Below are 19,006 nucleotides of genomic sequence, written 5' to 3'. Positions count from 1 at the left end.
CCTTGACGAGGAGAGGCGTGAAGGTCAAGGTTTAGTCTGGCAACCGTTTGCAAGGGAGAACGACGATGGCGGCGACGATCAAGGACGTGGCCCGCGCCTGCGGCGTGCACGTCTCCACCGTGTCCCGCACCTTCTCCGCCCCCCACCTGGTCAATCCTGCCACCAGAAGCCGCGTGCTGGCCGCCGCCGACGACCTCGGTTACCGGCCCAACCGCGCCGCCAGGGCGCTCACGACCGGCCGCACGTTCAACATGGGCCTGATCGTGGCGGACATCGCCAACCCGTTCTTCCCGCCGCTCATCAAGGCCGCCCAGGCGCAGGCCAGGGGCCGCGACTACCACGTGTTCGTGGCCGACACCGACGAGGATCCGCGCGTCGAGGAGGAGCTGATCAGGACGTTCACCAAGCAGGTGGACGGCGTCCTGCTGTGCAGCCCGCGCCTGTCGAACAAGATGATCGAACGGCTGGCCGAGGACGTGCCGTTCGTGGTGGTCAACCGGCGCATCCGGGGCATGCCCGCCGTCCTGATGAACGTCGCCCAGGGCGCCAAGCTGGCGCTGGAGCACCTGGTCGGGCTGGGGCATCGCAGGATCGCGCTCGTGTCGGGCCCGATCGGCTCGTGGACCAGCAACGAGATGCAGGGCGCCGCGGCCGAGGCGCCCGGGCTCGACCTCGTCTTCTTCGGCCCCAACCAGCCCACGGAGTCGGGCGGCCTGGCGGTGGCCGCCGACGTGGCGGCCTGCGGGGCCACGGCGGTGCTGGCGTACAACGATCTCGTCGCGCTTGGCCTCATTGAGGGGCTGTCGGAGATGGGGATAGGGGTACCAGACCAGATAAGTGTGATCGGGTTCGACGACATCCTGCCGGGACGGCTCAACCGGCCCAAGCTCACCACGGTGGCCATGCCGGCCGTGGCCGCCGGGAGGATGGCCGTCGACCTGCTGCTCCAGTCGGGGGGCGAGGGCGCGACAGTGACCCTCGACACCGCCCTCATTGTCAGAGAGTCCACGGGAAGGGCCCAATCATGAACTTCGGAACGCTGCCGTCAGGGGAGAGCGTCGAGCTGGTGGAGCTGTCGTCGGGACGGCTGCGCGCCGAGGTGCTCACGTACGGCGCCATCGTGCGCTCGCTGGAGGTGTCCGGCCGCAACGTGGTCCTCGGCCTGGACACGCTGGAGGACTACCTGACCCGCAGCCGCTACTTCGGCGCGGTCGTCGGCAGGTACGGCAACCGCATCGCCAACGGCCGCTTCACCCTGGACGGCGTCGAGTACGAGCTGGCCGTCAACAACGGCACCGCCCACCTGCACGGCGGCATCGTGGGCTTCGACAAGCAGGTGTGGTCCATCGAGTCCAACGACGCCACGTCGGTGACGCTCAGGCTGATCAGCCCCGGCGGCGACGAGGGCTACCCCGGCACGCTGACCGCCCGGGTGACGTACACGCTCGAGGACGACGCGCTCCGCATCGACTACGAGACGGAGACCGAGGCCCCGACCGTGGTCAACCTGACCAACCACTCCTACTTCGACCTCTCGGGCGAGGGCGACGTGCGCGACCACGTCGTGCGGATCGACGCCGACCACTACCTGCCGGTGGACGACGCCAAGATCCCCACGGGGGAGCTCGCGCCGGTCAAGGGCACGGCGTTCGACTTCACCGAGCCGCACGCGGTGGGGGAGCGCAACGACGGCGCCTACGACCACTGCTACGTCCTCGGCGGCGGCGGCGCCACGGTGACGGCCGGCGGCCTGACCATGGAGGTCACGACGACCGAGCCGGGCGTGCAGTTCTACACCGGCCACATGCTGGACGGGGACGCGACGCCGTACGGGCCCTTCGGCGGGCTGTGCCTGGAGACGCAGCACTTCCCCGACTCGCCCAACAAGCCCCAGTTCCCCTCCACCGTGCTCCGCCCGGGCACGCGGCGCACCTCGACCACCACGTACAAGTTCATCTAGATGAGGCCTTGATCACCAACAGGGCCACGTCGTCCTGCGACGGCTCCTCGGCGAACGTCTCTACCGCGTGCCGCACGCGTTCGGCCACCGCGTGGGCGCTCAGCCCCGTGCAGCCGGACAGCAGCTCGGCCAGCCCGTCGCCGTCGTCGAGCAGCCGGCCGTCGTTGCGCCGCTCGGTCACCCCGTCGGTGACGCACAGCAGCAGCTCCTCCGGCGCCAGCTCGAACGTCTCGACGTAGAACCTGGCGCCCGACTCGATGCCCAGCAGCAGCTGCGGGCTCGCCATGGGCTCGACCTTGCCGTCCCGCCGCAGCAGGAGTGGGGGAGGGTGGCCCGCGGAGGCGATCGTGCAGAGCGCGCCGCCCTGCGGCAGCGGGGTCAGCTCGCCGCACAGCAGGCTGAGGAACCTGCCCTCCTCGCCCTCCTCCAGCAGCGCGTGGTTGAGCCGGTCGAAGATGTCGGCCACCGTGTAGTGCTCCTTGGCCAGCAGGCGTACGGCGTGGCGGGCGAGCCCGGTGACGGCCGCCGCCTCGGGCCCGCTGCCGCAGACGTCGCCCAGCGCGAAGCACCAGTGGTCGGCCACCGTGAACAGGTCGTAGAAGTCGCCCCCGACGTGCGCGCCCTCCTCGGCCGGCTCGTAGACGACCGCGGACTCCAGGCCGGGCATGGGCGCCACGCGCATGGGCAGCAGGCTGCGCTGCAGCACCCGGGACGTGGTCGCCTGCCTGGCGTACAGCATGGCGGTGTGCAGGTTGAGTGCCACCAGGCGGCACAGGTCCGACAGCAGGTCGGCCAGCTCCAGCGGCAGGGTCGGCTCGGTGCGGCCGATCACCAGCGCCCCGTGCGACCTGCCCTGCGTGAGCAGCGGGAACGACAGCACGGTCTCGGGGCCGACCGGCCAGCTCACCTCGCTGAGGGCGGTGCGCGGGATGGCGGGCAGCGACTTGCGCAGGTCGGCGTTGTGGCGCTCCTCGCTGTGCCAGACGTGGGCGAGCCTGGTCATGCCGGCGAGGTCGGTCAGGTAGACGGCCGCCCAGGTGGCGATCTTGGGTACGACGAGCTGCGCGGTCAGCGCCGCGATCAGCTCCTCGTCGTGCACGCCCGCCAGCAGCTCGCCCGCCTCCGCCAGGAACGACAGCCGCCCCCGGTGCGCGCGGTCCTGCTCGGCCAGCCGCTCGCGCTGCACGGGCACGGCCACCTGGCCGGCGATGTGCTGGAGGCTGACCGTGAGCTCCTGGTCGAAGCGGTCCGGCTGGGCGGCCGTCACCACGATGTAGCCGGCCAGCTCGCCGCCGACCAGCAGCGGCGCGCACGCCAGCGACCTGGCGCGCAACTGCTGGGCCAGCTCGACGTCCACGGCGAGCAGGTCCTCGATCATCGTGGGGGTCGTGCGCTCCGCGCCGAACACGCCGGTGGCCAGCACCCCCACCAGCCCCGCCGTCGCGCCCGCGCCCGCCGCCACGCCGAACCTGTTGCCGCCTTCCGCGGCGAGCAGCACGTACGCGGCGTCGCCCCCGCTGGAGATCTGCACGATCCGGGCGATCGTGTCGAGCAGCTCGGCGAACGGCATGTCCTGGCCGAGCAGGTCCTTGATGCGCCGGCCTGCCCCGCCCAGCTGCGGCGCCGGCGGCGGCGTCAGCACGTAGCCGTGGTCGGCGGCCACCACCATCCAGATCGAGCAGCGCTGCCGCCGGGAGCGCAGGTGGGAGACGTAGACGGGGACGAGCCGGCCGTCCTGGTGCCGCATGCGCGCCTCGCCCCGCCAGCGGCCCAGGCCGAGGGTGTCGGCCAGCGACAGCGCGTACGGCCCGTGGCCGCGCCAGGCCACTAACCGCTCCAGGGATCGGCCGACCGCCTGGTCGGCCCGCCAGCCGAGCAGCTTCTCGGCCTCCGTGTTCCACGACCGTACGACCCCGTCGCGGTCGGCGACGATCACGCCGACGTGCAGGGTCTCGATGGGCGCCGCGGTGGGCGGCGGCGGCGCGGGCTCCTGGACGTCGCAGCCGTCCGAGATCTCCATGCGCACCCAGACGCGCTTGGCGGTCCTCGTGTACGTGACGCCCCAGGCGTCGGCCAGCATGCCCGCGAGCGCGAGGCCCCGCCCCGACGCACGCATGGGCTCGGGCGCGGGCCCGGCCGCCAGGATCGTCCGCGTGGGGTGGCGGTCGTCGACCTCGATCTCCAGCTTCGGAGGGCTGGCCGTCACGTCCAGGCGGCAGGTGAGCTCGACGCCGGTGCCCGCGTGCACGACGGCGTTCGTGACGAGTTCGCTGGTCAGCAGCACGGCGTCCTCCGCCAGATGGCTCAGGCGCCATTCGCCGAGCACCTGGCGGACGAACTTGCGCGCCTGAGCCGGGGCATGGGGAGTCCCGTCGAAGGCCGTGCTCGACACCCTGGTCGTGTCCACTCTGCGTCCTAGAACATCACTCGATGTGGCAGTACGGTCACTCTCAGAGTGTCAGAATGGTGCCGTTGATACCTCCTGTTGCGAAGAAGGTGGGCCGGACCGACGCGATCAGGGCACGAGGGCGGCCCTGAGGCGGTCCACGTGCGCCTTGGTGAGGCCGTTGGCCAGCAGGAGCCGCTCCGCGCCGCCGAGTTCGCCCAGCGCGACCAGGAGCGTCCGCATCGCGCTCTCCGGCGCCTCCAGCAGCGCGGCGGGTGCGTCCCGCGACGGCGTCATGTCCAGCATGAGCATGATATCGGGCAGCGCCTTCGCGGTGAGCGCGTAGTCGCGGACGATGGCCTCGTGCTCCACGCCGAGCAGGTCGAGGATCAGCGCGACGACGATGCCGGTGCGGTCCTTGCCCGCGGCGCAGTGGACGAGGGCGGGCAGGCCGTCGGCGATCTCGGCGACGACGCCGGCGAACCAGGTCGTCCTGTGCCGCAGGAGGCCGACGTACAGGTCGCCGAGGGTCAGGTCGGGCGGCAGCGCCGCGAGCTGGGCGGGCGAGGCGTCGGAGGAGCCCGCGCCGAGCAGCGCGTGCCGGACGGCGCCGCCGAGGACGGGCGCCCAGTCGCCGGGGCCCCGCTCGTTGTCGCCGCGCAGGTCGGCGATGAGCCGCAGGCCGGCCACCAGCTTCGCGTCCTCGGCCGTGAGGGTGTGCGGCTGCGCGGAGCGGTAGAGCACACCGGGGCGCAGCGCGGTCTCCGTCGCGATGTCCCGGAGGTTGAGGAGTGGCATAGGACCATTCAGGAAGGAGTTGTCTGCGGTCGTACGGCTTTTACGTGGACATCGGGTGAACCTTCCCGGGATCTTCGTGCCTGTTTGGCGGGGTCGTCGGCGAGCCTCCGCGCGATCCACGGTGTCTCCGACGTACCTTTGGCATCATGGCCACCCGTACGCCGAAAAGCGCATCGAAGGGGCCGGCGAAGCGGTCGACCTCGTCTCGCTCGACCCCCGCCAAGCGCGGGGCCTCGTCGACGGGACGTCCCCGGGCGGCCTCCGGTCGCAAGCCTTCGATGACCCACCCGGACCCGATCAGCTGGGTCTTCACGATGATCGGCAAGCTGATCGTCGGGCTGTGGATGCTGCTCGCCAACGGCATCGGCAGCACGGCTCGCGCGCTGGGCAAGAACGCCCGCGAGCTCGATCCCGCGCACCGGCGCGACGGGGTGGGCCTGACGGTGCTCGCGGGAGCGATCGTGCTGGCGGCCATGACGTGGCGCAACGCCGACGGGGCCGTCTCCGGCGTGGTGAACGCGACCGTGCACGGCGTGTTCGGCTCGCTGGCGTGGGCGCTGCCGCTGCTGTTCGGGTTGCTGGCCTGGCGCTACCTGCGCCACCCCGACCAGAACGCCGACACCGGGCGCATGGTGATCGGGTGGGCCGCGCTGATGGTCGGCGTGCTGGGCGTCATCCACGTGGCCAACGGCACCCCCTACCCGGCCGGCGAGGGCCAGGGCATGGACAAGGTGTCGCAGGCCGGGGGCATGGTCGGGTTCATCGTGTCGGCGCCGCCGATGAGCATCCTGCCGCCGTGGATCACGATCCCGCTGCTGCTGCTCCTGTCCGGGTTCGGCGTGCTGGTGATCACCGCCACCCCCGTGCACCGGATCCCGGAGCGGCTGGCCGAGCTCAAGCACATGCTCTTCGAACGGCATGCCGAGCCCGCGCCGCGGCAGCCGGGCAAGAAGCGGGTCAGGACCTCCAAGAAGCCCGCCGAGGAGGGTGTCGACTCGGTCAAGCCGTACGACACCCCGGTCCTGTCGGACAAGACCGACAAGCGGCCCGAGCACTCGCCCGAGATCGTGCCCGGCCTGACGGACGAGGACGAGGCGCCCGCCGCCGAGCCCGAGAAGCGGCCGGAGCCGCCCCAGCCGACGCCCGCGCCCCGCAAGGTGGAGCAGCTCGTGCTGTCGCCGCAGGCGGGCCCGTACAGCCTGCCCGACCTGCAGTTCCTCAAGCAGGGCACGGCGCCCAAGCCGCAGACCAAGGCCAACACCACCGTGGTCAACGCGCTGACCAGCGTGCTCGAGCAGTTCACCATCGACGCGCAGGTGATCGGGTTCACCCGGGGGCCGACGGTGACCCGCTACGAGATCGAGCTGGGGCCCGCGGTCAAGGTGGAGAAGGTCACGGCGCTCACGAAGAACATCGCGTACGCCGTCAAGTCCGCCGACGTCCGGATCTTGTCGCCCATCCCGGGCAAGTCGGCGATCGGGGTCGAGATCCCGAACGCCGACAAGGACCTGGTGGCCCTGGGCGACGTGCTGCGCGCGCAGGTGGCGCAGGCCGACCATCACCCGATGATCGTCGGCCTGGGCAAGGACGTCGAGGGCCGCACCATCGTCGCGAACCTCGCCAAGATGCCCCACCTGCTCATCGCGGGCGCCACCGGCGCCGGTAAGTCGGTCTGCGTCAACGGGCTGATCACGAGCATCCTGATGCGGGCCACGCCCGACGAGGTGCGGATGGTGCTGGTCGACCCGAAGCGGGTCGAGCTCAGCGTGTACGAGGGCATCCCCCACCTGATCACGCCGATCATCACCAGCCCGAAGAAGGCCGCCGAGGCCCTCGAATGGGTCGTGGGCGAGATGGACCGGCGCTACGACGACCTGGCGGCGTCGGGGTTCAGGCACGTCGACGAGTTCAACAAGGCCGTGCGGGCCGGCAAGCTGCAGCCGCCGCCCGGGAGCGAGCGGGTCTACCAGCCGTACCCGTACCTGCTGGTGATCGTGGACGAGCTGGCCGACCTCATGATGGTGGCCCCGCGCGACGTCGAGGACTCGATCGTGCGCATCACGCAGCTCGCCCGCGCGGCCGGCATCCACCTGGTGATCGCCACCCAGCGGCCCTCCGTGGACGTCGTCACCGGCCTGATCAAGGCGAACGTGCCGTCCAGGCTGGCGTTCGCCGTGTCGAGCCTCACCGACTCGCGGGTCATCCTCGACCAGCCGGGCGCCGACAAGCTGGTCGGCCAGGGTGACGCGCTGTTCCTGCCGATGGGCGCGAGCAAGCCCATCCGCATCCAGAACGCGTTCGTCTCCGAGAAGGAGATCGCGGAGATCGTCACGCACTGCAAGGCGCAGATGCAGGCCGAATACCGCGAGGACGTGTCCGCCGCGCCGGTCAAGCGCGAGATCGACGAGGACATCGGCGACGACCTCGACGTGCTGATCCAGGCCGCCGAGCTGATCGTGACCACCCAGTTCGGCTCGACCTCGATGCTGCAGCGCAAGCTGCGGGTCGGGTTCGCCAAGGCGGGACGGCTGATGGACCTCCTGGAGAGCCGGAACGTGGTCGGCCCGAGCGAGGGCTCCAAGGCCCGCGAGGTGCTGGTCAAACCGGACGATCTGCCGGGTTTGCTGGCCGACCTGCGTGGCGAATGACCCCAATGCGTGCCTGCCGGGTAGTAACTGGTTGAATATAAATCACTACCCATTGTGGTAGCAGGTGCAGGTGCCGTGGGGGAGGCGTTCGTTGTGCAGGAGCAGAGCATCGGGGCCATGCTGGCGGCAGCCAGGCATGCTGCCGGGCTGACCGTCGAGCAGGTCAGCGCGGCCACCAGGATCCGCGAGGCGATCATCCATGGCCTGGAGCAGGATGACGGCAGCCAGTGCGGTGGCGACTTCTACACCAGGGGGCACGTCAAGGCCGTGGCCAAGGCGGTGGGGCTCGATCCGGAGGCCACCGTCCATCTCTACGACCAGCAGCACGGCGGGGCGCCCAGGCCGGTCGCGGCCTCGGCCGTGTTCCAGGCCGACAAGAAGATCAACGTTCCGGAGCGGCGGGGGCCCAACTGGACGATGGCGCTCGGGGTGGCGCTGGCGATCGTGGTCGTCTTCGGCATGATGCGGGTGCTGGGCGGCGCGAGCGACCAGGTGCGGACGGCCGACGTGCAGGTGGCCTCGGCCCGGCCCAAGGTTCCGCCGAACATGCCCGTCCAGCCGAAGCCGGCGGCGGGCAAGGCGGTCAAACGCACGGTTACCGTCGAGATCAAGGCGAAGCGGTCGTCGTACGTCCAGGCTCACGACGCGATGGGGCGCAAGCTGTTCGCGGGCACGCTGAAGGCCGGAAAGTCCGACACGTGGAGTGCGGAAGACAAGGTCAGCGTGCTGCTGGCGGATGCGTCGGCCGTTACGCTGCAGGTGAACGGCAAGAAAGTGAAGCTGGACGCAGGCAGGGGGGAGATGCTGCGGCGCTCGTTCGGGCCGCCCAAAACGACCGAGCGATAGTCATCTGGCGGGAGCCCGTGCATCGGGTGGTGGCCAACTCCCGATACCGTAGTGTTCACCATGTCATCCCGCCGAACCGCATCGCTGATCACTCTGGGCTGCGCGCGCAACGAGGTCGACTCCGAGGAGCTGGCCGCGCGACTTGAGGCTGCCGGTTGGCAGCTGGGCGACGACGACCCCGATGTCGTCGTCGTCAACACGTGTGGCTTCATCGACTCGGCCAAGAAGGACTCCATCGACACGCTGCTGGCCGCCGCCGATACCGGCGCGAAGGTGGTCGCAGCGGGCTGTATGGCCGAGCGCTACGGCAACGAGCTGGCCGAGGCACTGCCCGAAGCCAGCGCGGTGATCTCCTTCGACGACTACACGGAGATCGGCGGCCGCCTCGACGACGTCCTCGCCGGGCGGCCGCTGAAGCCCCACACGCCACGTGACCGCCGCACCCTGCTACCCATCTCGCCGGTGGACCGTGCCAGCGCTCCCAAGGCCAACATCCCCGGTCACGGCGATCTGCCCGCGGGCCTCGCGCCCGCGAGCGGCCCGCGCGTGCTGCGCAAGCGCCTCGACGAGAGCCCGGTGGCCTCGCTCAAGCTGGCCTCCGGCTGCGACCGGCGCTGCACGTTCTGCGCCATCCCGGCCTTCCGCGGCTCCTACGTCTCGCGTCGGCCCGACGAACTGCTGGCCGAGGCCGACTGGCTGGCCCACCGTGGCGTGCGCGAGCTCGTCCTGGTCAGCGAGAACTCCACGTCCTACGGCAAGGATCTCGGCGACCTCCGGGCGCTGGAGAAGCTGCTGCCCGAGCTGGCGGCCGTCGAGGGCGTCTCCCGGGTGCGGGTCAGCTACCTGCAGCCCGCCGAGCTGCGTCCGGGGCTCATCGACGTGCTCACGGGCACCGAGGGCGTCGCCCCCTACTTCGACCTGTCCTTCCAGCACGCGAGCGGCACCGTGCTGCGCAGGATGCGCCGCTTCGGCGACCCTGAGCGCTTCCTGGGGCTGCTCGAGACCATCCGCGAGCGCGCCCCCGAGGCGGGCGTGCGCTCCAACTTCATCGTGGGCTTCCCCGGCGAGACCGAGGAGGAGTTCGGCGAGCTGGTGGGCTTCCTGGAGGCGGCCAGGCTCGACGTGATCGGCGTGTTCGGCTACTCCGACGAGGACGGCACGGAGGCCGCCGATCTGCCGGGCAAGCTCGACCAGGAGGTCATCGACGAGCGCGTGCGCGTGCTCACCGAGCTGGCCGAGGAGCTGACCGCCCAGCGCGCGGAGGAGCGCATAGGCACCGAGGTCGACGTGCTGATCGACGACGACCTGGGTGACGGGGGCTACGAGGGCCGGGCCGCCCACCAGGGTCCCGAGGTCGACGGCTCCGTCACGGTTCAGGGGATCGGCCTCGTCAGGGGGCAGATCGTGCGCGCGGTCGTGGTCGACTCCGAGGGGGTCGACCTGATCGCGCGTATCAAGGCAAGTCCATGAAAAGGGACGAGCGCCGCGTCGTAAGCCCGTGGAACATCGCCAACGTCCTCACGGTTCTCCGGTTGGTGCTCGTCCCCTTCTTCGTCGTCTGCCTGTTCCTGCCGGGGACGGGCTGGCGGGTGGCCGCGCTGGCGGTCTTCGCGGTGGCCTCGATCACCGATCACCTGGACGGTGAGCTGGCCAGGCGGTACGGCCTGATCACCGACTTCGGCAAGATCGCCGACCCGATCGCCGACAAGGCGCTCACCGGCGCGGCGCTGGTGAGCCTGTCCATACTCAACGAGCTGCCCTGGTGGGTCACGATCCCGATCCTTGGCAGGGAGCTCGGCATCACGGCCCTCAGGTTCCTGCTGCTGCGGCGCGCGGTCATCCCGGCCAGCTACGGCGGCAAGGTCAAGACCGTGCTGCAGATCGCCGCGATCGTGCTCTATCTCCTGCCGGGGGTGCCGGGGCCCGTCCGGTGGGTGGTCATGGGGGCGGCTCTGGTGGTCACCGTGGCCACCGGGGTCGACTACGTCATCAGGGCAGTGCGGCTGCGCAAGGTCGCGAAGCAGGTGCGCGGGGAGTGATCGATGGCCGATGTGGCCGAGGTTCTGACGATGCTGGTGGGCCGGTCCGCCACGGTGGCGGTGGCCGAGTCGCTGACCGGCGGGCTCATCGGGGCCGCCATCACGTCGGTCTCGGGGTCGTCGAAGGCGTTCAGGGGCGGGGTGATCTCGTACGCCACCGATCTCAAGCAGGAGCTGCTGGGGGTGCCGGGGGAGTTGCTGCGGCGCGAGGGGGCCGTACATCCTGAGGTGGCCGCGGCCATGGCGGCGGGGGTCGCGCGGCTGTGCGGGGCCACGTACGGGCTGGCCGTGACGGGTGTGGCCGGGCCGGAGCCGCAGGACGGCAAGCCCGTCGGCACCGTCTACGCGGCCGTCTGCGGGCCGGGGGGCAGGATTTGGGGGCGTGAATTGAGACTTGGCGGGTCGCGCGAACGTATCAGGGTAGAGACGGTGGACGAGGCAGTCGATCTACTGTCAGGTGTGCTGAAGGCGAACATAGGGGAACATTCCGGGTGATTACCGTGTTACGTCCCGAGCGAACATGCGAAGCACGGTCTGACGCGGTGTCGGTGGATACGGGTACGGTGGAGCTGTGAGTGAGGTCCGTGAGCCAACTGCAAGCACCGAGCGCCCGGCAGGCGGGCCTGAAACGTCGCGAGCGGCGGTCCAGGGGCGGCCACGCCCCATGATGACGGCGAGGAGTATGTACGAAGCTAAGAAGACCACAGTGCGGCACGATCCGATCGCGCGGGGCGTGGTGAAGTCATCCGCGCCGGGGAGGGAGCGACAGATGATTCTGCTGCGTCAGCTGCTCGGCGACGTGCTGAGGCGGTTGAGGGTGCGGCAGGGACGCACGCTACGCGAGGTGTCCACCCAGGCACGTGTCTCGCTCGGCTACTTGTCCGAGGTCGAGCGCGGCCAGAAGGAAGCCTCGTCGGAGCTGCTGGCGTCCATTTGCGGCGCACTCGAAGTGCCCCTTTCGCAGGTGTTGCGTGAGGTTTCCGACCAGTTCGCGCTGGCGGAGCTCCAGGCTGCCCCTGTGCTGGCCGACGTGCCCGATCGCGAACGGCTGCCCCTTGCGGAGACGGTCCCCGGGTCTATTTCCGACTCCGTGTTCCCCGAAGTCAAGGACATGGTGGCTGCCTAACCCAGCTGGCAGCCAGCACACCACAGGATCAGCCGTTCCTGTGGCTGCGCCCCCATCTCCCCACGGCTGATGCGGGTGCCGCATCGGCGACAGGGCCTCCCTGCCCTGCCGTAGACCCACGTCTGGTTCGCCGGGCGGCGATCACCTGTGGTCACCGTGCCCGCATGCCCCTTGTTCGCGTCCAGCAAGCGCTGGGCCAGTGACACGAGCCCGTTGAGATCCTCGATCTCCCCGACCTTCTTCCACGGCCAGACACCGCGCAGGAACAGGGTCTCGGCGCGATAGATCGTGCCGATCCCAGCCAGGTTGCGCTGATCGAGCAGCGCCTCCCCGATGGTCCTGTCGGGCGCCCCTCGCAGCCTTCGCACGGCCTCATCCGGGTCCCAGTCCGGGCCGAGCAGATCCGGCCCCAGATGGCCGACCAGCCGTGCCTCCTCGCCTGTCCTGACGAGATCCACCATTCCCAGCCTGACCCCCACCGCCTGCCACCGTTCGTTGGCCAGGATCAGCCTGACCTGGTCGCCCGGCGCGGTCCGGCGTCCGGTCGCCATGACCTGCCAGCTCCCGTCCATGCGCAGATGGGTGTGCACGGTCAGGTCGCCTTCGACGCGGGTGAGCAGGTGCTTGCCTCTGGAGACCGTGGTGAGGACCGCACGGCCGGTCAGGTCGGCCGTGGCGTGCCTGGGGACGCGGAAGTCCGACCTGGTGAGCACCTGACCGTCCAGCGCGCCGCGCAGCTTCGCGGCCGTGCGGTAGACGGCGTCTCCTTCGGGCATCCCTCCAGTCTAGGAACGCGCACCCGTCTCGTGCGCGGCCACCCAGCCGTCCACCAGCGCGCACAGCTGGTCCAGCGCCTCCTCCGCACGCTCGCGCTCGCCGGTCGTGAGGAAGTCGATCTGCAGTCCCGAGTACGCCGAGTTGACCAGCGTGGAGATCCGCAGCGCCTCCGCCTCCGGGACGCCCCGATCGCGCAGCAGGCCCGCCACGAACTCCGACCGGTCCGCCAGCAGCCGGGGCACGTGCCCCATGAGCCGGCCACCGGCCGCCAGCCCCTCGATCTCGCGGATCAGGCGGGCGACCGGCAGGTTCTCCTCCCGCGCCTGCCAGTCCCAGGTGCGGCGGATGATCGTGCCCACGCTGTCGGAGCCCGACCAGCCCGGCAGCGCGCGCAGCCATTCGCGGTGCCGCTCGTCCAGGCGCTCCATGGTGGCCGAGAGCAGCGCCTCCTTGTCGGCGAAGTGGTGGGTCAGCACGCGGGTGGACTTGCCCAGGTGCTCGGCGAGCGGGCGCATCGACAGGGTCGAGAGGCCATGTCCGGCCAGGTAGTCGACGATCTGGTCGAGCAGTTCGGCCCGGCGGTGCGGGTCGGCGGTCCTGGCCATCGGCGAAATCCCTTTGCGGTCATTGGGGTTACGACTGTTACCTTATATGGGAAACGACTGTTACCCTTATGGAGGGGATACCCATGCCCGCGTGGCTGCTCGCCCTGGTCTTCACCACGTTCACCTTCGCCACCGACGACTACGTCATCGCGGGCGTGCTGCCCGAGGTCTCCGCCGATCTCGGGGTCAGCGTGGCGGCGGGCGGGCAGCTCGTCACCGCCTTCTCGCTGGCGTTCGCACTGGGGGCGCCCGTGGCCTCCGTGGTGGGCGCCACCTGGTCGCGGCGCGGGCTGCTCACCTGGGCCCTGGCGGTGTTCACCGCGGCGAACTGGGCGGCGGTGTTCACGACGTCCTACGCCGTCCTCATGGGGCTGCGCGTGCTGGCGGCGCTGGCCGCGGCGGCCGTCGTGCCCGCCGTGTACGCCCTCGCGACCTCGCTGGCCCCCGAAGAGCGCCGGGGACGTTACCTGGCGCTGGTGATGGGCGGGATGACCGGCTCGCTCATGCTCGGCGTGCCCGTCGGCACGTGGGTGGGCGGCGCGTTCGGCTGGCAGGCCACGTTCGGGCTGGGCGGGCTGCTGGGGCTCGTCGCGCTGGTCGCGATCAGGGCGACGCTGCCCGATTCGCCCCCGGCGGCCACCATGCCGGTCAGGGAGCGGCTGGCGCCGCTGGCCCGGCCGCAGGTGCTGCTCGGCCTGCTCGGGGTCGTGGGGATCGTGCTGGGCAGCATGATGCTGATGACCTATCTCGCGCCGTTCCTGCGGGACCTGGCCGGAGCCGGGCCGGTGGAGCTGGGGTGGGTGTTCGCGCTGGCCGGGCTCGCCGGGCTGGCGGGCGGGCAGCTCGGCGGGTGGGCCGCCGACCGGTGGGGCGCCGACCGGGCGCTGATCGTGGGCATCGCCGGGTTCACGGCGGTGATGGGCCTGTTCGCCGTCTGCTGGGCACTGCGGCCGCTCCCGCTGCCCGCGCTCCTGCCGCTGCTGCTGGTGTGGGCGGCCGTGTCGTGGTGGATCCCGCCGCCCGCGCAGACCCGGCTGCTCGCCCTGGCCGGCCCGGCCGGGCCGCAGGCGCTGGCGCTCAACAGCAGCGCCGTCTACGTCGGGGTCTCGGGCGGGGGCGCGCTGGGCGGGCTCGTGCTGGAGAGCCACGGAAGCGGCCGGCTGCCCTTGGCCGCGGCCGTCGTCGAGCTGGCCGCCCTCGCGCTCTTCTGGGCGGCCGGCAGGGCACGCCCCCCGGCTACCGTCGAGGATCGCGCGGCGGCGCAGGGTGAGGCGGGCGGTTGATGATCGAGAACGGCTGCGTCGGGGCGGCGGGGGGATCATAATGACGGCGAGGAGTAGGCCTGGCGGAAGGCTGATCGCGGCATGCCGGAGATCACAGGTTTACGCGGGGGCGACCCCGCCGAGATCGGCGGATATCGGCTGACCGGCCGCCTGGGCTCCAGCGTGTACGCCGCACGCTCCCGCTCCGGGGAACCCGTGGCCGTCAGGCTGCTGCCGGCCGAGATGGAGCCCGAGCCCTTCCTTCTCGCCATGGAACGGCAACAGGCCGTCTCCGCGGTCACCACCGCGCAGATCCTGGCCACCGGCATGCTGGGCGAGCAGGCGTACGTCGTCAGCGAGTACGTCGAAGGGCCCGCGCTCGAAGAGGCCGGAGGCTTCCTCGGCGAGGTGGGGCTCCACCGGCTCGCCGTCGGGACCATCACGGCGCTGGTCGCGATCCATCAGGCAGGGCTCGTGCACGGCGACATCCGGCCCGGCAACGTGCTGCTCGGCCCGGACGGGCCACGGGTGATCAACGCCGGGCTCGAGCAGGCGATGGCGGAGGCGGCCATCTCCACCCGCAAGGTCGCCGTTCCCGCGTACACCGCGCCCGAGCGGCTGCGGGGCGCGGGGGCCGAGCCGCCCGCGGACGTGTTCTCCTGGGCGGCCACCATGGTGTTCGCCGCGACCGGGTCGGCTCCGTTCGACGGCGGCTCCATGGCCGCGACGGTCGATCGGATCGTCCGCGACGCGCCCACGCTGCCCGGCAACCTGGGTGAGCTGCACGGCCTGATCGTGGCGTGCCTGGACAAGGATCCGGCCGGGAGGCCCAGCGCCAGCGCGGTGCTGTTACGGCTGGTGGGCCAGACGATGTTCCTGACCGGGCAGGCGGAGCCGCCCGTCCCACAGCCACCGCCCCCCGACCGGCCGAGGCGTGGGGGAAGAGGACTGGCCGCGCTGGCCGCGGCGTTCGCGGCCGGAGCGCTGGTCTCCGGAGCCGGGGTGTACGTGCTGGTCGACGAACCGGCGCCGGTCAGGCAGGCGGCCGCGACCACCAGTGCCACGCCGAGCACCACGCCCACGGTCACCTCCTCGCTGACGCAGGTTCCGGTGGAGAAGGTGGAGGCGAAGGCCGCCACGGACACCAAGCTCCCGGCGGTCGGCGCGACCCTGCACGAGAACCCCAAGGACCCCGTCAGGCTGACGGCCTACCTGGAGGTCGCCGGCAAGTTCACCAGCTACGTCAGGGACAGGTCGGGCGCCTTCAAGGCCGTCGGCCTGGCCGAGGAGCCGATGGTCTCGCCCGACGGCGACTGGGTCGCGCTCAACCCGTGGCTGAAGTTCCAGAACGCGGAGATGGACCAGGTGAAGTTCACCAGGTTGTCCACCGGCGAGAGCTTCACCGTCGCCACGGTCAAGAAGCCCTTGCGGACCATGATCCCGGCCTGGTCGCGCGACGGGCGCAGGCTGCTGCTCTCGGTCGTCGACGACGGCAAGCCGCAGCGGATCGTGGGCTTCGTGCTGGTCGACGTGGCCGCCAGGAAGGCCGTGCATGTCGAGACGGCCTTCACCGACAACGCCTCGCTCAACTTCACCTTCACCCCCGACGGCAGGATCGCCAAGGCCTACTTCGACGGCAAGACCAACGGGATCGACTTCTACAGCGACTCAGGTGAGGTGACCAGGTCGATGCACTGGGTGGGCCTGCCGCGTGACCGCGACTGGTACTCGCCGTCGGGCAAGCAGTTCGTCACCGTCTGCCCGGGCGGCCGCAAGGACCTGTGCGTCTGGAACGCCGCGACCGGCGTCAGGCTGAAAACGGTGCCCCGCGCCACCTCGGAGGGCAACCTGCTCGGCTGGTTCAACGAGTCGCACCTGCTGGTGCAGGAGCCGGGCAAGAAGAAGGGCACGGCCCAGGTCAAGATCATCGATCTGGTCGGTGACACCGTCCGTGTGCTCGCCGACGTGCTCCCGCTCAAAGCCTCGATGCAGTTCGCCGCCGCGCCGCGATGACGAAAGCGCTGAGCGCCGGTGACCCCGCCCAGGTGGGCGGGTACCGCATCGTGGGCCGGCTCGGCGAGGGCGGCCAGGGGGTGGTCTACCTCGGTGAGGCGTCCGGCGGACGGCGGGTCGCGGTCAAGATGCTGGGGGCCGGGCTGGACGACCCCGACGCGCGGACGCGCTTCCAGCAGGAGATCGGGTACGCGCGCCGGGTCAAGGCGTTCTGCACCGCCCAGGTGCTGGCCAGCGGCGAGCTGAACGGCAGCCCGTACGTGGTGAGCGAGTTCGTCGACGGGCCGTCGCTGGCGGAGGTGATCCGCGAACGCGGCGCGCTGCGCGGAGCGGAGCTGCGCAGGCTCGCCATCGGCACGCTGACCGCGCTGTCGGCCATCCACCAGGCGGGCGTGGTGCACAGGGACTTCAAGCCCGGCAACGTGCTGCTGAGCAGGGACGGGCCACGGGTGATCGACTTCGGCATCTCCAGGGCGCTGGAGGAGTCGGAGCTGGCGGGGGAGCACCTGGTGGGGACGCCGCCGTACATGGCTCCCGAGCAGTTCGGCGGGCGGGCGGCGGGGCCGGCGGCCGACATGTTCGCCTGGGCCTCGACCATGGTGGCCGCCGCGACGGGCACCCCGCCGTTCGGGGCGGGCGACGTGCCCGCGCTGATCAACCGGATCCTGTACGCCGAGCCCGACCTGGGCGGTCTCGACGAGGAACTGCGGGACCTGGTGGCGCGGTGCCTGGTCAAGGCTCCGGAGGCCCGCCCCACCGCGGCCCGGGCGCTGCTCGGCCTGCTCGGCCACCACGTGCCGGAGCAGCGCCTCCTGGCCGAAGGGCAGCAGTCGGCGGCACCGCCTCCCGGCCGAGCGCCGGGCCGCCGGTGGTGGCTGGTCGGAGCGGCCGTGACCGCCGCCGTGGCCGTGACGGCGGCCGTGCTGCTCACCCGTCCCGCCCCGCCGCCTGCCGGCACGGGCACCCCCACGCTGATCGCCGCGCCCCTGCCCGCCCCGCGCGAGGGCCGGATGGAGCTCACCTCGACGGCGAAGGTGAAGATCCCCGACACCAAGATCACGCTGTACGAGAACCCGGCCGACCCGATCTGGGTCTCGTCGTACCACGACCAGCGCGACGGCGGCGGCTACCCGTCGTACGTGCGGGACCCGTCGAACGGGACCTTCGGCTACTTCGGGGGCTTCGAGGAGCCGATCGTCTCGCCCGGCGGCGGCTACGTGGCCTCGCTCTCGGCCACCCGCTTCCGCACGCCGGACTTCGAGTCCGTCCGGATACGCGACCGCGTCACCGGCCAGGACCGGCAGATCCGTACCGTCGACAAGCCCGCCACGCTGTTCCGCCCGAACTGGTCGGCCGACGGGCGCCGGTGGCTGGCCACCGTCATCGAGGATCAGGAAAAGGACCGCGTGGTGGGCTTCGCGGTCGTGGACGTTGTCGCGGGCACCGTCAAGGTCACCAAGGTCGCCGGCGGGAACGACGTCAGGTTCGGGTGGGGCGCGGACGGCAAGAGCGTGCTGTACGAGATGCCCGGCGGGGCCGTGCGGGTGCTGGATCTCGAAGGCAGGGCGTTGCGGACGTTCATGGGAGTGGGCGAGCTTTACGAAGGCGGCGTCGCCCGCACCACGCTCGGGTCAATCTTCTCCACTAAATGCCCCGATATTTCGGCAAATGTCTGCTTCTGGGATGCGGAGAGCGGCGCCAAAAAAGGCGTGGCCCGGCTGCCGAACGGCGGCGCCTACCACGGGTGGCTCGACGACGCCCACTTCCTGGCCACCACGCCGACCGGCAAGAACACCGACGTGGTCCTCGCGGACGCCACCGGCCGCACCGTGCGCAAGCTGGCCGCCGGACCCAAGACCGAGCTCGACCGGGTGGTGCTCTGGTTCACCCGGAAGTGATCAGTCCCAGGCGGCCGGGTCGGCGGCGAGCTGGCGGACCCGCTCGGGCAGCGCCCCGGAGGCGACCTGGTCGAGCGTGACCTCCTCCAGGATGGAACGCTCGGTGGCGCGCAACGCGATCCACACCTGCTGCAACGACTCGGCGGGCCCCCGGTAGCCGACATGCTCGGGCCGCTCGCCGCGTACGTTGGCCAGCGGGCCGTCCACGGCCCTGATCACATCGGCCAGCGAGATGTCGGTGGCGGGCCTGGCCAGCACGTAGCCACCCTCGGGCCCACGCTGCCCGCGCACGAGCCCGGCACGCCGCATCTGCAACAGGATGTTCTCCAGGTATTTGGGCGGCATGTCCTGTTCCTTGGCGAGTTCGCCCACGGTAGTCGGCCCTGCACCGGCTGCGGCGAGTTCGGCGGCGGCACGGAGGGCGTAGTCGACACGAGCGGAAAGGCGCATGTTCTCGATTATCCCCCCTGGTCAACATGGTTGGTGCGCTCGTGTGCCGGTTGTGGGGGTGCAGGTTGCTCTTGACCTGCATTCGGACAACGGCCAGCGTCTCAGGGAATCTCAGGACATGTTGCCTCCCGTGGCCGACGAAGCCCCGGCCGGACGGCTCGGGGGACGTTGTCGCCTGCGGACGCTTCCTGGTTCGGG

At 71.1% G+C, this 19,006-nt stretch carries 16 protein-coding genes; 11 read left to right on the top strand and 5 right to left on the bottom strand.

Going from position 1 to position 19,006, the window contains the following annotated elements:
• The first annotated feature begins 65 nt into the window (after positions 1–65).
• Together AB0L65_RS04510 and AB0L65_RS04505 are read left to right on the top strand one after the other, a co-directional pair.
• On the top strand, positions 66–1,028 hold the full coding sequence (locus tag AB0L65_RS04510; RefSeq protein WP_350724727.1) for a LacI family DNA-binding transcriptional regulator: 963 nt from the start codon (positions 66–68) through the stop codon (positions 1,026–1,028).
• On the top strand, positions 1,025–1,960 hold the full coding sequence (locus AB0L65_RS04505; protein WP_364240207.1) for an aldose epimerase family protein: 936 nt from the start codon (positions 1,025–1,027) through the stop codon (positions 1,958–1,960). The genes AB0L65_RS04510 and AB0L65_RS04505 overlap by 4 nt, the downstream gene beginning before the upstream one ends.
• Here the strand turns inward: AB0L65_RS04505 and AB0L65_RS04500 are convergent.
• Both AB0L65_RS04500 and AB0L65_RS04495 read right to left on the bottom strand, forming a co-directional pair.
• A complete protein-coding gene (locus tag AB0L65_RS04500) occupies positions 1,953–4,367 on the bottom strand; it encodes a SpoIIE family protein phosphatase (protein ID WP_364240205.1) in 2,415 nt (804 codons plus the stop codon). The two genes, AB0L65_RS04505 and AB0L65_RS04500, sit on opposite strands and share 8 nt — an antisense overlap.
• A 108-nt stretch (positions 4,368–4,475) precedes the next feature.
• On the bottom strand, positions 4,476–5,144 hold the full coding sequence (locus AB0L65_RS04495; RefSeq protein ID WP_364240203.1) for a tyrosine-protein phosphatase: 669 nt from the start codon (positions 5,142–5,144) through the stop codon (positions 4,476–4,478).
• A gap of 146 nt (positions 5,145–5,290) precedes the next feature.
• Between AB0L65_RS04495 and AB0L65_RS04490 the strand changes: the two genes are divergently transcribed.
• From AB0L65_RS04490 to AB0L65_RS04465, 6 genes are all read left to right on the top strand, one after another.
• Positions 5,291–7,792 (top strand): DNA translocase FtsK 4TM domain-containing protein, encoded by a 2,502-nt coding sequence (locus AB0L65_RS04490; protein WP_364240202.1) that lies wholly within the window; start codon positions 5,291–5,293, stop codon positions 7,790–7,792.
• A 75-nt stretch (positions 7,793–7,867) separates the two neighbouring features.
• On the top strand, positions 7,868–8,638 hold the full coding sequence (locus tag AB0L65_RS04485) for a RodZ domain-containing protein (protein WP_364240200.1): 771 nt from the start codon (positions 7,868–7,870) through the stop codon (positions 8,636–8,638).
• Positions 8,639–8,698: 60 nt separating this feature from the next.
• Positions 8,699–10,108, top strand: coding sequence for a 30S ribosomal protein S12 methylthiotransferase RimO (gene rimO / locus AB0L65_RS04480; RefSeq protein WP_364240199.1), 1,410 nt, complete (start codon positions 8,699–8,701; stop codon positions 10,106–10,108).
• Complete coding sequence (pgsA, locus tag AB0L65_RS04475) at positions 10,105–10,677, top strand: CDP-diacylglycerol--glycerol-3-phosphate 3-phosphatidyltransferase (RefSeq protein ID WP_364240197.1); 573 nt, start codon at positions 10,105–10,107, stop codon at positions 10,675–10,677. Before rimO ends, pgsA begins: the two co-directional genes overlap by 4 nt.
• A gap of 3 nt (positions 10,678–10,680) precedes the next feature.
• The gene (locus AB0L65_RS04470; RefSeq protein ID WP_355201665.1) at positions 10,681–11,172 is read left to right on the top strand and encodes a nicotinamide-nucleotide amidohydrolase family protein; all 492 of its coding nucleotides are present in this window, start codon (positions 10,681–10,683) and stop codon (positions 11,170–11,172) included.
• Between the two features lie 274 nt (positions 11,173–11,446).
• Positions 11,447–11,803 (top strand): helix-turn-helix transcriptional regulator, encoded by a 357-nt coding sequence (locus AB0L65_RS04465; protein ID WP_139630401.1) that lies wholly within the window; start codon positions 11,447–11,449, stop codon positions 11,801–11,803.
• Here AB0L65_RS04465 and AB0L65_RS04460 read toward each other — a convergent pair.
• Both AB0L65_RS04460 and AB0L65_RS04455 read right to left on the bottom strand, forming a co-directional pair.
• Entirely contained in the window at positions 11,800–12,579 is a 780-nt protein-coding gene (locus AB0L65_RS04460) for a DNA-formamidopyrimidine glycosylase family protein (protein ID WP_364240194.1), read from the bottom strand. The genes AB0L65_RS04465 and AB0L65_RS04460 overlap by 4 nt on opposite strands.
• A 9-nt stretch (positions 12,580–12,588) precedes the next feature.
• Entirely contained in the window at positions 12,589–13,185 is a 597-nt protein-coding gene (locus AB0L65_RS04455) for a TetR/AcrR family transcriptional regulator (RefSeq protein WP_364240192.1), read from the bottom strand.
• An 83-nt stretch (positions 13,186–13,268) separates the two neighbouring features.
• On the opposite strand from AB0L65_RS04455, the gene AB0L65_RS04450 reads away from it, so the two are divergent.
• The 3 genes from AB0L65_RS04450 to AB0L65_RS04440 all read left to right on the top strand — a co-directional run bounded on the left by AB0L65_RS04450 (position 13,269) and on the right by AB0L65_RS04440 (position 18,358).
• Complete coding sequence (locus AB0L65_RS04450) at positions 13,269–14,468, top strand: MFS transporter (protein WP_364240191.1); 1,200 nt, start codon at positions 13,269–13,271, stop codon at positions 14,466–14,468.
• An 81-nt stretch (positions 14,469–14,549) separates the two neighbouring features.
• On the top strand, positions 14,550–16,460 hold the full coding sequence (locus AB0L65_RS04445) for a protein kinase (RefSeq protein WP_364240190.1): 1,911 nt from the start codon (positions 14,550–14,552) through the stop codon (positions 16,458–16,460).
• Entirely contained in the window at positions 16,457–18,358 is a 1,902-nt protein-coding gene (locus tag AB0L65_RS04440) for a serine/threonine-protein kinase (protein ID WP_364240188.1), read from the top strand. The genes AB0L65_RS04445 and AB0L65_RS04440 overlap by 4 nt, the downstream gene beginning before the upstream one ends.
• On the opposite strand, the gene AB0L65_RS04435 is transcribed toward AB0L65_RS04440, so the two are convergent.
• Positions 18,359–18,808 carry an Rrf2 family transcriptional regulator gene (locus AB0L65_RS04435; protein WP_185071836.1) on the bottom strand — a complete coding sequence of 150 codons (450 nt, stop codon included), beginning with the start codon at positions 18,806–18,808 and terminating at the stop codon, positions 18,359–18,361.
• Between the last annotated feature and the right edge of the window lie 198 nt (positions 18,809–19,006).

Source organism: Nonomuraea sp. NPDC052116 (genome assembly GCF_040680035.1).
GTDB lineage: Bacteria > Actinomycetota > Actinomycetes > Streptosporangiales > Streptosporangiaceae > Nonomuraea > Nonomuraea angiospora_A.
This window is presented reverse-complemented; position numbering and strand designations above follow the sequence as displayed.

What these genes read in the sequence shown, in the direction of transcription:
- AB0L65_RS04510 (WP_350724727.1), top strand. Translation starts at nt 66, where the DNA reads ATGGCGGCGACGATCAAGGACGTGGCCCGCGCCTGCGGCGTGCACGTC.
- AB0L65_RS04505 (WP_364240207.1), top strand. Translation starts at nt 1,025, where the DNA reads ATGAACTTCGGAACGCTGCCGTCAGGGGAGAGCGTCGAGCTGGTGGAG.
- AB0L65_RS04495 (WP_364240203.1), bottom strand. Translation starts at nt 5,144, where the DNA reads ATGCCACTCCTCAACCTCCGGGACATCGCGACGGAGACCGCGCTGCGC.
- AB0L65_RS04490 (WP_364240202.1), top strand. Translation starts at nt 5,291, where the DNA reads ATGGCCACCCGTACGCCGAAAAGCGCATCGAAGGGGCCGGCGAAGCGG.
- rimO (WP_364240199.1), top strand. Translation starts at nt 8,699, where the DNA reads ATGTCATCCCGCCGAACCGCATCGCTGATCACTCTGGGCTGCGCGCGC.
- pgsA (WP_364240197.1), top strand. Translation starts at nt 10,105, where the DNA reads ATGAAAAGGGACGAGCGCCGCGTCGTAAGCCCGTGGAACATCGCCAAC.
- AB0L65_RS04470 (WP_355201665.1), top strand. Translation starts at nt 10,681, where the DNA reads ATGGCCGATGTGGCCGAGGTTCTGACGATGCTGGTGGGCCGGTCCGCC.
- AB0L65_RS04465 (WP_139630401.1), top strand. Translation starts at nt 11,447, where the DNA reads ATGATTCTGCTGCGTCAGCTGCTCGGCGACGTGCTGAGGCGGTTGAGG.
- AB0L65_RS04460 (WP_364240194.1), bottom strand. Translation starts at nt 12,579, where the DNA reads ATGCCCGAAGGAGACGCCGTCTACCGCACGGCCGCGAAGCTGCGCGGC.
- AB0L65_RS04455 (WP_364240192.1), bottom strand. Translation starts at nt 13,185, where the DNA reads ATGGCCAGGACCGCCGACCCGCACCGCCGGGCCGAACTGCTCGACCAG.
- AB0L65_RS04450 (WP_364240191.1), top strand. Translation starts at nt 13,269, where the DNA reads ATGCCCGCGTGGCTGCTCGCCCTGGTCTTCACCACGTTCACCTTCGCC.
- AB0L65_RS04445 (WP_364240190.1), top strand. Translation starts at nt 14,550, where the DNA reads ATGCCGGAGATCACAGGTTTACGCGGGGGCGACCCCGCCGAGATCGGC.
- AB0L65_RS04440 (WP_364240188.1), top strand. Translation starts at nt 16,457, where the DNA reads ATGACGAAAGCGCTGAGCGCCGGTGACCCCGCCCAGGTGGGCGGGTAC.
- AB0L65_RS04435 (WP_185071836.1), bottom strand. Translation starts at nt 18,808, where the DNA reads ATGCGCCTTTCCGCTCGTGTCGACTACGCCCTCCGTGCCGCCGCCGAA.